This window comes from Shewanella sp. 0m-8, assembly GCF_052977265.1.
Genome location: NZ_JBRIMB010000062.1, coordinates 14,052 through 27,550 on the forward strand (window position 1 = coordinate 14,052; position 13,499 = coordinate 27,550).

At 41.9% G+C, this 13,499-nt stretch carries 12 protein-coding genes and 1 pseudogene; 3 read left to right on the forward strand and 10 right to left on the reverse strand.

Annotation, left to right across the window (positions count from 1 at the left end; genetic code table 11):
- Positions 1-244: 244 nt before the first annotated feature.
- The 5 genes from rfbB to ACVBIO_RS19795 all read right to left on the reverse strand — a co-directional run bounded on the left by rfbB (position 245) and on the right by ACVBIO_RS19795 (position 5,554).
- On the reverse strand, positions 245-1,312 hold the full coding sequence (gene rfbB / locus ACVBIO_RS19775; protein ID WP_447173251.1) for a dTDP-glucose 4,6-dehydratase: 1,068 nt from the start codon (positions 1,310-1,312) through the stop codon (positions 245-247).
- 461 nt (positions 1,313-1,773) lie between these two features.
- Positions 1,774-2,637, reverse strand: coding sequence for a glucose-1-phosphate thymidylyltransferase RfbA (rfbA, locus tag ACVBIO_RS19780; RefSeq protein ID WP_447173263.1), 864 nt, complete (start codon positions 2,635-2,637; stop codon positions 1,774-1,776).
- A gap of 233 nt (positions 2,638-2,870) precedes the next feature.
- Positions 2,871-4,814: a polysaccharide biosynthesis protein gene (locus tag ACVBIO_RS19785; RefSeq protein ID WP_447173252.1), complete on the reverse strand. Its 1,944-nt coding sequence runs from the start codon at positions 4,812-4,814 to the stop codon at positions 2,871-2,873.
- Between the two features lie 315 nt (positions 4,815-5,129).
- Positions 5,130-5,264: a hypothetical protein gene (locus ACVBIO_RS19790; protein WP_447173253.1), complete on the reverse strand. Its 135-nt coding sequence runs from the start codon at positions 5,262-5,264 to the stop codon at positions 5,130-5,132.
- Between the two features lie 122 nt (positions 5,265-5,386).
- Complete coding sequence (locus ACVBIO_RS19795; RefSeq protein ID WP_447173254.1) at positions 5,387-5,554, reverse strand: hypothetical protein; 168 nt, start codon at positions 5,552-5,554, stop codon at positions 5,387-5,389.
- Between the two features lie 793 nt (positions 5,555-6,347).
- Here ACVBIO_RS19795 and ACVBIO_RS19800 point away from each other — a divergent pair.
- The 3 genes and pseudogenes from ACVBIO_RS19800 to ACVBIO_RS19810 all read left to right on the forward strand — a co-directional run bounded on the left by ACVBIO_RS19800 (position 6,348) and on the right by ACVBIO_RS19810 (position 8,876).
- Positions 6,348-6,617, forward strand: coding sequence for a type II toxin-antitoxin system TacA family antitoxin (locus tag ACVBIO_RS19800; protein WP_447173255.1), 270 nt, complete (start codon positions 6,348-6,350; stop codon positions 6,615-6,617).
- Positions 6,614-7,147, forward strand: a complete 534-nt coding sequence (locus tag ACVBIO_RS19805) for a GNAT family N-acetyltransferase (protein WP_447173256.1) — start codon at positions 6,614-6,616, stop codon at positions 7,145-7,147. The genes ACVBIO_RS19800 and ACVBIO_RS19805 overlap by 4 nt, the downstream gene beginning before the upstream one ends.
- A gap of 582 nt (positions 7,148-7,729) precedes the next feature.
- Positions 7,730-8,876 (forward strand): annotated as a pseudogene (locus ACVBIO_RS19810) (IS3 family transposase).
- Between the two features lie 338 nt (positions 8,877-9,214).
- Here the strand turns inward: ACVBIO_RS19810 and ACVBIO_RS19815 are convergent.
- From ACVBIO_RS19815 to ACVBIO_RS19835, 5 genes are all read right to left on the reverse strand, one after another.
- Positions 9,215-9,514 (reverse strand): nucleotidyltransferase domain-containing protein, encoded by a 300-nt coding sequence (locus ACVBIO_RS19815; RefSeq protein ID WP_447173257.1) that lies wholly within the window; start codon positions 9,512-9,514, stop codon positions 9,215-9,217.
- A complete protein-coding gene (locus ACVBIO_RS19820; protein ID WP_447173258.1) occupies positions 9,501-10,007 on the reverse strand; it encodes a hypothetical protein in 507 nt (168 codons plus the stop codon). Before ACVBIO_RS19820 ends, ACVBIO_RS19815 begins: the two co-directional genes overlap by 14 nt.
- A 252-nt stretch (positions 10,008-10,259) precedes the next feature.
- Positions 10,260-10,421 carry a hypothetical protein gene (locus ACVBIO_RS19825; RefSeq protein WP_447173259.1) on the reverse strand — a complete coding sequence of 54 codons (162 nt, stop codon included), beginning with the start codon at positions 10,419-10,421 and terminating at the stop codon, positions 10,260-10,262.
- Positions 10,422-10,939: 518 nt separating this feature from the next.
- A complete protein-coding gene (locus ACVBIO_RS19830; protein WP_447173260.1) occupies positions 10,940-12,085 on the reverse strand; it encodes a hypothetical protein in 1,146 nt (381 codons plus the stop codon).
- A 9-nt stretch (positions 12,086-12,094) separates the two neighbouring features.
- Positions 12,095-13,105: an SEC-C domain-containing protein gene (locus ACVBIO_RS19835; protein ID WP_447173261.1), complete on the reverse strand. Its 1,011-nt coding sequence runs from the start codon at positions 13,103-13,105 to the stop codon at positions 12,095-12,097.
- Positions 13,106-13,499 lie beyond the last annotated feature (394 nt).

Sequence of the window (13,499 nt, forward strand, 5' to 3'; positions counted from 1 at the left end):
AGGAAGTCAAAAGCAAAACAGCTTTCCCTTGACCATGTAACTCTTTCCAGCTTTTACTTATCCGTCTTAGCTTTAACCTGCTTTATAAGTAGGTTGGACTTGAGCCCATCAAAGTTTCATTTAAATATAAAAGAATTGACGGCATAAATGCCGACCTACATTGAAAAATACCGACCGTAAGCGAAACGTACTGTAGGCCGAAGTCCGTTCCGGCTTTTGCCGTCTTAGCTTTTACCATCCCTTTTCATTCCGGCTTTCCCGTCCCTGCATGTATCGTCTTAGGCTTTTCCGCCTCCTCTACATACCACTCTACGGTTTTACGTAAACCTGATTCAAAAGACTCCGTCGGCTTCCAACCTAACTCGCTTTGGATCTTACTAGAATCAATTGCGTAACGAATATCATGCCCTAGTCTATCTTCAACATAAGTAATGAGTCCTTTAAACCCCTCAGCATTGCGACTCCCCTTTAATGAATTGGGGTTTTCAGGGGCTAACTCTTCTAGAAGCTCACAAATCAGGTTAACGACATCAATATTACGCTTTTCACAGTTGCCGCCAATATTATAGGTTTCGCCCATTTCGCCTTCTGTTAAAACGGTATAAAGCGCTCTGACATGATCCTCCACGTATAACCAATCACGAACCTGCTGCCCATTACCGTATATTGGAATAGTCTTACCGGCTAATGCATTACATATCGTTTGAGGAATGAGTTTTTCGTGATGCTGAAAATGACCGTAGTTATTAGAGCAATTTGTCACGACAACAGGCAAACCATAGGTTCTATGCCAAGCCCGAACCAAATGATCGGACGCCGCTTTGCTCGCAGAATAAGGAGAGCTAGGATCATACCTAGTTTGCTCGGTAAATAACTCACCGTCAGCTAAGTCACCAAACACCTCATCGGTGGATACATGATGAAACCGAAACGCACACTTTTTATCTTCTTTGAGTGAAGCATAGTATGCTCGACTAGCTTCAAGAAGAGTGTATGTGCCAATAATATTGGTTTGCATAAATTCTGCAGGACCATCAATAGAACGGTCTACGTGGCTCTCGGCAGCTAAGTGAATAATGGCATCAGCTTGATACTGTATAAGTAATTTGTCTATTAACGCCCTATCACAAATGTCACCTTGCACAAACGCATAGCGATTCGATAATTCAACGTCAGCTAAAGACTCCGAATTACTGGCATAAGTCAGTTTATCGAGATTAACCACAACACTATTGGTGTACTTAATTAGAAAGCGAACCAGAGCTGAGCCAATAAACCCTGCACCACCAGTTATCAAAATGACCTTATCCATTTACTACCAACTCAAAATTAAATTTAACGACAACGGCTAAAGTGACGGTATAAATGCCGAGCGACTTTAAAAGAAGGTCCTAGGGCCTAGAACCTTGTGTCTAACCGCCAGCACAGCGTTCCGTCAGTGAGCCTGAGAACGTTCCTCAGGCAGTTCGATTTTCCCGTCTCTGCTTATACTGGCTTTAATCGTCTCGACTTGTACTGCTTCGCTTTACATAGGTTGGGCTTTAGCCCATCAAAACATAGAACAAAAGCTGACGGCATAAATGCCGACCTACATTCAAAGACGGTCCTAGGTTTGAGGTTCTAGAGTCTTGTTTCTAACCGTCAGCGCAGCGTTCCGTAAGTGAGCCTGCGAACGTTCCGCAATCCGTAAACTCACAAGCTGTTCCTTATACCTAGGACCTGCTTTTCCTAGAACCTAGGACCTTCTCTGCTTTTACCTAGAACCTTCTTTGCTTATTCAATTAAAGACAGTAAGTATTGTCCATAGCTATTACTCAACATAGGTTGTGCAAGACGCTCAATATCATTATCAGTTAACCAACCGCTTCGCCAGCCAATCTCTTCTAAACAAGCAACTTTCAACCCTTGCACCGTTTCAATCGTTTGAACAAAAGAAGAGGCTTGTTGCAAACTATCAAACGTGCCAGTATCTAGCCATGCAAAGCCGCGCCCTAGTCTTTCTACCTGTAATTCTCCCTGCTTTAAATAAGCTTGGTTAATATCGGTGATCTCTAGCTCATATCGTTTAGATGGCGTTAGATTTTTAGCGATATTGACGACTCTATTATCGTAGAAATACAAGCCAGTAACCGCCCAATTAGATTGAGGCTGTAACGGCTTTTCTTCAATCGATAATGCTTTAAAGGATTTATCAAACTCAACAACACCAAAACGGTCGGCTTGATCAACTTGATAAGCAAAGATTGTTGCACCGACTTTCTTGCTCGCTGCAATCTTTAACGACTGACTAAAGCCTTGCCCATAAAAAACATTATCACCAAGGATCAAACAAACATTATCATCACCAATAAAATCCTCTGCAATCACAAATGCCTGAGCAATACCTTCAGGCCTTATTTGAACGGCAAAAGACAGACGTACGCCAAAATCACGACCATCACCGAGTAAACGTTGAAACAAGGTTAACTCATCAGCAGTCGTAATAACCAAAATATCTCGAATCCCTGCAAGCATTAGCACTGATAACGGATAATAGATCATCGGTTTATCGTAAACAGGGAGCAACTGCTTAGACACACCTCGCGTGATAGGATAAAGCCGTGAACCCGTTCCACCGGCTAACACAATCCCTTTCATCACAGCTTGGCTTTTATCGGTACTTTTCAAAGTCTGCCCCATAATTAAACATATTAATGAAATCAAAACTTGATTGGTTCAGCATTCTAACGCTAGGCCCAATTAATCAAAAACAGTTGCGACACGCATGTATAAATCAGCTTTGTACGCTTAACATGTTTCGTCAAAAAACAAAAAAGCCAACTCACGGAGCTAGCTTTTCGTTAAATAACGTCATTAATTAAGTCGATAATTTAATTAACTATTGAAAACACATTTTTGTCTTCATCGCTCTGTGCAGTATCATGTTCACCTTGCTGCCACACTAAATCACAAATACCGTCGGTAGGATTAAAACCTGTAGGCGCGTTCAGTAAAATATCTCTGATCGTTTCATGTTGGAATTCATGACATGCTGTATCAAGTCGTGAAAGGATAACTTCAAGCTCATGCCAAGGTAAACATAACTCATTGGCCGTCATAATACGTTCATGATCAGTACCAGTTACATCGTCACCAATAAGTAGCTCTTCATATAACTTTTCACCTGGACGAAGCCCACTAAATTCAATACTAATATCGCCTTCAGGATTAATATCATCTTTAACTTCAAAACCGCTTAAACGGATCATTTTTGCAGCAAGATCGACAATTTTAACTGAACTGCCCATGTCCAAAACAAACACATCACCGCCTTTGCCCATTGCGCCCGCTTGAATAACCAATTGTGATGCTTCTGGTATCGTCATGAAGAAACGAGTGATCTCTGGATGCGTTACCGTAACAGGGCCGCCTGTTGCAATCTGCTTTCTAAACAAGGGTACCACTGAGCCTGACGAGCCAAGCACATTACCAAAACGCACCATACAAAAACGTGTATTATGCGATTCATTCGCTAGCGCTTGCAAAGAAAGCTCTGCCAGGCGCTTAGTTGTGCCCATAACATTGGTAGGGCGAACCGCTTTGTCCGTAGAAATGAGCACGAACGTTTCCACATTTGCTGCTATTGCTGCTTGTGCGGTGTACAGCGTACCAAATACATTGTTACGTACGCCTTCTACTACATTATGTTCAACTAACGGCACGTGTTTGTAGGCCGCCGCATGATAGACAGTTTGAACCTCAAATGCTTCCATGACAGCTTTTATACGGTTTTTACGCTGTACAGAGCCCAACATTGGATAGATTTCAATCTCTAACCCAAGGCTTGAAGCCAAAGCAGAAAGCTCACGTTCAATTGAATACAAGCCAAACTCAGACAGCTCAAATAATACAAGTTTCTTGGGGGCTTGCTTGATAATCTGTCGGCATAGCTCAGACCCTATAGAGCCACCTGCGCCAGTCACCATCACCACTTTATCTTTAATGTTAGCAGTCATCAAATCATCACGCGGCCTAACACTATCACGACCCAGAAGATCATCAATCTCAACTTCTTTTATGTCACTATAAAGCTTATTACCGCTGACCAAATCAGCCATTGCCGGTAAAGTCAGTACCTGCACTGCAAGTTGCTCTAATGACAATAAAATCTCTTTACGGCGCGAACGCGAAGCACTCGGCAATGCCAGTAGCACCTTGGTCGCCTGCTTTTCTCTGATAAGCTTGCGCATAATGGATGGCGAATGCACGTGTACACCTTGAATAACCGTGCCATGTAATGTTGTGTCATCATCGACAAAGGCAAAAGGATAATACTCATGGCTTTGTACTAAAGCCGTTACCAGTTGGCGACCACTTACACCAGCGCCATATATAATTACCGGCTCACCGATACGCTTCATTCCTGTACCGACAAAAGCACGCACCATGGTGCGAGTGCCACCAATAAAAACCAGTGCAAAGGCGGAATAGATAACGGGTACGGTTCTTGGAAGTTGTGAATCGAAATAATAAGCAACCAGTACTAAGCTGATTGTAGATACGACAACACCCAATATAATCGCGCTAAGTGCTTGTAATCCCATATAACGTAATACCGCACGATATAAACCGAGTTTGGCAAAACCAAGAATACTAAGCGGCACCACGCTTGCGATAAGTAACCAATATGAGCCATTCGTCAGCGCACTGATATCATCCACGCGGACAAGAACAGCTCCCCAAAACGCTATCACTAAAAATAACGAGTCAATTAACACACTCACAATCCGTTTTTCCACTCGTTTTAATGAAAACAAGCACTGCAAAAAATCCATTTTTTGATCCATTTGGCAAGAAGGCTTCATAAGAAATGACTACTTAATTACTGAAGAAATGATTATATAACCCGGTAGATAATACCATATATTGGTGAAATTATGCTTCTACTACTTAACGAAAGATACCGAGAACTTTGTTCATCAGCGCTTTCACTATGTCCCCGACTTAGCCTGTGCGGGTAGATGAAGCGCCATAGTCAGCTAAAACTCATCAGAATAACATCGTCTTTCTAAGACGATGTAGCTCCTATTAATTTCGACATATCGTTAAGTGAGTAAGCTTATTGACAAACATCTAGGGGGACAAAATCATCAGAAATTTAACTGCCCCAAAAGTAACACGATTGCGCTAATGCTCTCTAGAGTTGGCACGCCGTCCTTGCCCCAGAACTTACCGATGGGGGCAATGGTGTCCTGACTCAGTAGCGCAAATTCCGTTGGCGCCAAGCTAGCCCCTGAAGTCGCAACGGGGTAACCCAGTATTGATAGCTCGCTCCAATTGGCATGATATCATCGAGGAAACGGACCCAATTATGCGTCTGTCGGTAAACAATCATCTCATTGGGAAGTTAGACACTCACAGCTGTTTCAGCAAAATCGTTCAAGTGCTCCAATAGGTGTTCAATTTGGTAATCAAGAGCGCACTCACTGCTATCGAGCGTCTCTGGAAACTCAATTATCGCTGCGTCATGCCATGTGTGAGCATAATGAATTTGGATCGTTAGCTGCTTTACCATTTTTGCACCCACCTGGGTTCATTAATAGGTATTTTTTGCATTTAATGAACCCAATTTAGCTCATTAATGTCCATTATTGCTAATTAATGAACCCGTTAAGGTACAAGAATTACTGAAAGGATTGAATGGTTAGCGCTATTCTACCGCACTCAACAAATACCGACATTTCCCTTTAAATTTAAGGATTTTCTGAGCCCCGCTCTTCCTGTGTGAGACTAAAAACGGCTATTCCCCAATAACTTAGACAAGTTTAATAGAGGTAACAAAGCGATAAAAATCACGGTAACTGCCGCTTATACGGCTGAAAGTAACCACGTATCATCGGTAAAACCCGCTATGTTCATGGAGAAATGGCTCATCAAGTTAGCCGTTAATATCGATGCGCCTTTTTAGCCATCATTGCCGACCAGTTCCCTCCCGTCGGTGTCAATATCATGACCGATATGCTCTGCATCGATATGCTGGCCGTTCAGGAGTCGGCATACGACAGCAGTATTGCAACCACATGGTCCCTGCTATACGGATCTCAAATGCTAGGCCACAATGCTCCCCGTCTAATATTTGAAATTGATGCACCCTATATCGAGAAGACTTCCTGAAGTAACGACTGTGCCTTTGCCATACTAAAAATTATCTGAACTCAGAACTCAGCTCCCGACCAATTTACGTGTCTCAGTGTCGCATCGAAATCATTACTTTTTAAATCCGTAATCTTTCCGTACAAGTTGAATGTGATAATTATTTGAATTATAATTTCTGATATTACGGAATACGTCCGTACACTGGAGGAGTTATGGCAACAGCACGTTTAGATATCCGTCTTGATGAAGAAATAAAAGCGAAAGCTGAAAAAGCATCAGCATTGCTTGGTCTGAAAAGTTTAACTGAATATATCGTTAGGCTTATGGACGAAGATGCAACACACATAATTGAAGAGCACGAAAAAATCGTGGTTCAAGATAGTCTCTTTGACACATTTATGGCTGCTTGTGACAAGGCAAAAGCGCCAAATCAAGCTTTGTTGGCAGCTGTAAAATTCACAGATGAGAGTGGTATCAAGTGAGTTGGGGCAAAGAGTTCGTAGAACTGAGTAAATCATATCACGACCGCAACTCATTCGACTGTGGTGAGCAAGAGCTAAATACATTTATCAAAACTCAAGCAGCAAAGCATATGGAAGCTGGAATTAGTCGAACTATGATTCTACCTAGTGCTCAGCCATTGCTTAATCAGAAGTTTGCAATATGCGCATTTTACAGTGTTGCGCCTAGCTCAATCAGCCGAGAAACCTTACCTGCGCAACTCGCAAAGAAGCTTCCTCGATACCCAATTCCAGTGTTTCTTTTAGCTCAATTAGCTGTGCATAAGGAATTTCACGGCTCAGGGCTAGGGAAAGTCAGTTTAATCCGTGCACTGAAGTACCTTTGGGAAGTTAACCAACATATGAGAGCATATGCTATTGTGGTGGACTGCCTCACTGATCCAGCACAGGCATTCTATACAAAATTTGGCTTTGAAGTATTGTGTGAACATAATGGACGCGTTCGCATGTTTCTGCCAATGAAAACGATAGAAAGACTGTTTAACCAATGAGTTAACAACTTTTGGAAAAATTAGGTTATCAAGAGTGACATTAAAACATGATAGGTTAATTTTTGAATGATTTTTTAACCTATTAGGTTTTACATGTTATGCCAAACTACCACGTATACCTTATACGTTAATTTTTACACGTTATTTTAACCTATCATTTGAAGGCTAGCGTGGAGTTGTGGAAGCAAATAGCAGTTCTAGATGTAACGACCTAGGGTGTTCTATCGAATTAGGTAGCTTGCTTCCTAAACAAACATAACGATAAACCTGCAACGTCGAATGTAACAAATCACACTGTTCGCTTTTCCACGCCACACTGACCGAATAAACAATCTAATTAGAGACCGTTACAACATTCGAATATCCCTATTTTTGTACAAGTATTTCCTTGGGAATACTTACCAGAGCCGTTTAAGGCAAGTTTTGCCGTCAAAAATTAGCACTTAATTGTCGTTTGACTTTACCCTGAACACTGACTTTGTCACAACTCGATCTATCTCCGTGATTTATCACTCTGTTCTGGTCTAATTCCATCGGACACTTAATTTTTGAGACAGTATGTTAATAAATTAAGAGGTCTATATGAGTTTAAAGCAATCACACAAGGGTTATCCGCAGGCATTTAAAGATGAAGCAGTACTGATGGTGCTGGAGCAAGGCTACAGTGTTGCTGATGCGGCAAAATCTCTAGGGGTTGGCACTAGCCTGCTTTACAAGTGGAAAGAAAAGTACGAGGCCAAACGGCAAGGCATCGCCTTAGAAGAGTCTGAGTACGATGAGCTTAAGCGATTGCCTAAAGAAAACAAAGAATTACGCATGGAGAAAGAAATACTAAAAAAGGCAAGCGCCTTCTTTGCGAAAGAAATGAAGTAAAATATCGCTTCACTAAAAAACACTCAAATCCGTTCCCTGTTGCGCTGCTATGCCGAGTTATGTGCGTGAGTAAATCAGGCTATTACGATTGGCTTAAACGCCCTGCGAACGTGATAAGCCTTGATACTTTGAAGCTTTATCGCCGTGTTCGCCGCTTATTCGAGAAAAGCCGAGGCAGCTTAGGGAATCGTGAGATGATGAAAAATTTGCGCAAGGAAGGCTACCAAGTAGGTCGCTATGCAGTCCGTAAAATGATGCGACGTTTACGGCTAAAGGTAACCCGCCGGCAGGCTTATAAGGTGACAACGCAGCGTAAACACTCTGACGCAGTCGCTGATAACTTGTTGAATATGAACTTTAACCCAAGCGCTGCAAACCAGGTTTGGGCTGGTGATGTCACCGACCTAAAGACGGGTGAAGGCTGGATGTACTTGGCTGTGGTGATGGATTTATATTCACGAAGAATTGTGGGTTGGCATATTGATAAACGGATGACCACAGATTTGACATCCAAAGCATTACTTAAAGCTTACAACTTACGCCAACCGCCTAAAGGCCTGGTGTTTCACAGTGATAGAGGCCACAGTACACCAGTAAGCTATTAGCTAGCTTTGGTATTCGAGCCAGTATGGGCGACGTAGGAGCGTGTTGGGATAATGCGGTAGTTGAACGATTCTTTGGTAGTGTAAAACACGATTGGCTGTTTAAAGTTAATCAGCCTACACGAGAATTTATGAAACAAGATGTGGCTGCTTATATGAAGTATTACAACTTAGAGCGGTTTCATTCGGCCAATGGGGATTTATCACCGGTGGAGTTTGAAAATTCTCAACTAAAAGTGTCCAGTTTGGGTTGACCAGTACATACAGGAGGTTATCCTCCAAACCAAACTGCGCACTTATAGCCAACACCTCAAAAGACGTTACCTGACGGCCTAAAGGCCGACCTACAATATACGCAAGCCCAGTCCTTCTGTAGGTCGCGGTTTAGCCCGACAAACCAAGCATCTTGTGTCGGTCGTGGCTTTAGCTGCGAGCAGTTCATATCTATGTGCTCTATGTTGCGAATACCTCCAGAAGTAGCGGCTGTTCCTTTGATAGGCTAATGCAACATGAGGGGGAGGATAGCGATGGTTTTTGTTACTGTCATATATTGGATTTGCCCCGCAACTAAGTCGTCGAGTCTCTGTTGGGGCTACCCTAACAGGATCCCTTCTGTTTTAGCGATTTCATGGATAGGCTGAATAGGTAAACTGAGATCATGATAAACAAGATCTATTTTTTGCTCACCGAGTAGATCTTGTAACGCTATTTTTAATAATATTCTTTTATGAAGCGGGCTGTCGATATCTTGCCCTTCAAGGTAGAGATCAATATCCCCTCCTCGCTTGTTATCATCACAACGAGAGCCGAATAACCACACTTTAGCCGTTGAAGAAAAATGTAATTTCACTGAATCTACTATCGAAATTCTCTCTCGTTCACTTAACCGCATTAACATCTCCTTCCAATGCAATACCAACAGAAGACAAATAGACTTTAAGATTAGCTAAGATTAACAGTAGTTGATCAGCGTTAGCCCAAGCCAAATTGAGTGCTTCAGCCCGTTCTGTTTCAGACTCTGGATAGTCATGTGAAAATGCATTTCGCACTTCACGAAGTAATTTCCATTGATGGCTAGAGGTAAGGATCTCCCGTTTTTCCATCATATTGAGTACATCAATCATACTGACCGGCGATTCATCTTCTAACTTTAACAAATTACGAAACAATTTATGACCAATACAATCTTGTAAATCCGCAAAGCGAACCCTAAATGCATCAATTTTATCCTGCAAGTCTTCATCGGCCGCTTTCAAGCTTTCCGCGGAAATGGGAAAATCTACAGCGAGACGATTAAGCGAAGAACTCAATCTAGTTGCAGTACGCAAAGCTTCTGACCAATTATTTGCAAATAATGCAATATATTTAGATTCAACAAATCCCATAAGTATCTTCAATAGACAAACAATAAATTAAGTTTACTGCAAACAAGCATGTGCGACAAATACTAACGATGGAACCAAAGAAGGTATACACACATCTACAGGTTCGGCCTGTATGAAGTAGTCAAGTTTTATTCAGAGCAACTAGGTCATGTTGCTTGAGGCCCTTGTATCGATAAGCAAATACGTAAAATATACTTAAAGACTCATCCTACGGCTATTGCTGATGAGAGGGGGGTAATGCTACATTGAGCGCTATGCTGATATAGACTTAGCTTCTTCAATCACTTTATTTTGCGACTCAGTCGCTTTTCTTATAACCTGAGTATAAATGCGCTCTTTTTCCTCTGAGCTGGCGTTCATTACGAAGGCTGAAAGCTTAGATGTCGTTAATTTCTTTTTAGCGTTTCCAAACATAATATTCTCACTTTAAACAGCCTAAAAAATAGATACAGGATTCTCATCTGCGGGATAAAGCGAAAAGTCAGTCAATTCTCTTGCTATACGAGTTCGGTTAGCTTTTGCATAACGTATCGCTCTAACCTCTATATCTGCTTCTTGTTCTATCATGGCTTCATGTCAACTACATTAATGTAAACGTATAATATCAGTCACGGTTTTTACAGTATAAGCTTATCGTAAGTAATATAAGCTTATATGAACGGTCGAGGCTACTATTACAACATAGGTCGTTTTATGTTGCCGGTTCAGTTTATTCAACATAGTGTTTTATCATGTCCATGTGAGACGCGTAGCGCTTCGAAAGAGTCATGTCGACATTTTAAGCTTTATCAACATGCTTTACTTTTATGTCGATGCAATCAATTCACCATTACGGGAATATAATCTTAGGCCTGACTCTACGCGTTGATAATATCAAAACGATATAATTAGCCTGACTCCGTCATACTGACATGTGATTAGTATCATCCAGATTAAGTTACAACGTCACCCCCAAGCGATAAACCTTGTAACCTTGTTAGCAGCGCTTTACGGTTCTTATTGTTTGATACAAAACGTCTAAAACGGAGTTCAAAGGCTGTTCGCTCGCCTTTAGAATGATAAGCCTCGGCCAATAAGTGCACGTCGCGTGATGCTTGATCATAACCACTGGCACACGCACGTTTTGCTTGTATTTGCGCTTGCTGCCAAACATGGTCTCGCTGCCTGTACACCTCTGTAAGCTCAGCTTCTTTTAGCGCTGTTTCTGCTAGCTGCTTTTGTGCTAACACAGCGGCTTGCTCTTGCTTAAATTGCTTCAGGCCTTTCTCAATATAGGGGGTTATCACTTTTGCGTTTAGCCAGTATTGATATGCCCCTTGTTTATTGACAGCTTCTTTCTTCGTCATCGCTATCGCTTGCTGACGCGTTAACTGCCCCTGCTCAAACATCACTTTTAACAAGTCGTTTTTTTCTTGTTCGGTCAGCTCAGTAAGCCAGTTATCAACGCTAAAATGCTCCACATTAGCAAGGTGACTTGGATTAGCCGTTAATGCCAATGCTAACGCTTTTACCAAGCCCAAAGGAATATTGAACAACTCGGTAAAAACGCGTTGTGCCTCTGTTAGGTGATTAAAGCTGAAGTCGAATTCAATCATAGGTATTGCGGCAATATCGTTAACAGTATCAAACGCTTTTAGCCACATAAAATAAAGCAAGCGCCAGTCACCTTGGATTAATTCCGTCCGAAGCGTGACTATATGCTGAAAAAAGTCATCCGCTTGTTCATCATCAAAATACTCAGGGTAGTCTTCTATCGAAAAAACGAGCAACTGCCATTGCGCTGACTCGTAAACACATAAGCCATGTTGACTAAACCCTATAAACGCACTTGGTAAAGTGCCAATGGGCAGTTTTATGTAAACGTCTATACTGCCCCAATCTGCGTAATAGAAACCGACATCAAAATAGTCAAGTACAACATCGTAGGCTTCAGCCTTTAGGTCACTGTAGTGATAAACTACCTGAAAAGAAGTCGCGGTGATTTCGGCCCGGCTTGAAATTTGTCTTAGCGCCTCTCGTTGCTTGCTCCCTAGATAGTTATCTACACACTCAAAACGGTAGTATTGATATTCGCTCATGCTAACCTGCTAGTGCTGCGTATTAAATTGAAAGGTCTGTGTTAACAGGGGTTGAACTTGCACACTTCGTGATACATGCTCTTGCGCAAACAACCGTTTGGGATCGATAGTCACAAAACCCCAGTATTGTAAAAAACGTTCAATAAAGCGTAACTCTATTAACGTGCTCAATTGCTGGATTGGCGTGTGATAATCATCAACTTGGATCTCAAGTAATAGATCTGGGAATGCCGTGGCGACTTCATCAATCAACTGTTCAACGCTAGCATGTGTTTGTAAACGCCACAGCATAAACAGCCAAAAGGTTCTCAGCTCGATACTATGCTCCCAACTATCTAAGTAACCCCAGTTGTACTTCGTGGTTGCCGCTTCCAGCATCGGCTTGAAAAAAGCATGAATACCGTGGTTTTGATACTGTGTCAAAGCCGCTTTTTTGACATGATATCGACCACTACGACGATAAATAATACCGGCAATTTCGGCCAAAATGCGGGTGTAATGTAACGCATTAAATTTATCTTCATTACTGCCCGCAAATTCACTGATGCTAATACTCGTATGCCATTCAAATTGTGACAGCGCGAACTCTGGTAAACAATCACTGGCCTGTTTGACTAATTTAGCCGGTAAATTTCCTTTACTGGTGGCTTTAAACGAACCGTTGTTTTGCATCGCTTCGTCTAAAATCAGTGTCAAATAGCGCATTACAGGGCTAGTTGAAAGTACTTCCGGCGAACAAATTGTCACCCAAGCCAATTCATCAAATGGTGCATATAGCCAATTCCCCATTTGTGTGGGTGACAGCCCGCAAAAGTCAGGGTTAGCGCGGTTATTGCGCTCATCGTTTCTCTTTTGTATGACCACATTAAGCTCGTCGATCGTCAAGTTGGGTGACATCGCCACAACTTGCTCAACATCATCAAGCATTTCAGCATGCAGTTTTGACGCGCCGTCCATACAACAACGCTTATATTTTTTACCACTGCCACATGGGCAAAGACTATTTCGGCCTAAATTCATCGCTCACGACTCTTTAATATTGTTAATTCACGTGAATTTCATCAGTTGTTCAGCAGCTTAAAGCTACCCAAGCATTCATCTCGTTTTTACTGTACTCGTCTCTGGATCCTATAGTAGGCATCGGGATTTCTAAACAAAGCCTGGAAACATCGCCCATTATCGGCGACGCGGCTTGCCATTAATTAAGTATTATCACTGGCACTGATAGCACAACTCACCCCTAATATTCAGTTACATCGGAAAATCTGGTTCATTATCGTTAGCGTTAACTAGCCCTTTCTTCACCTCAAGCAAGATATTTGTAAGAGTTAACAGCATGTAATACCAATCTAAGTAAAAATATGATCTAATTGCATTCATCGTATTCTCTTCATTTGTGGTTATGGATAACTTT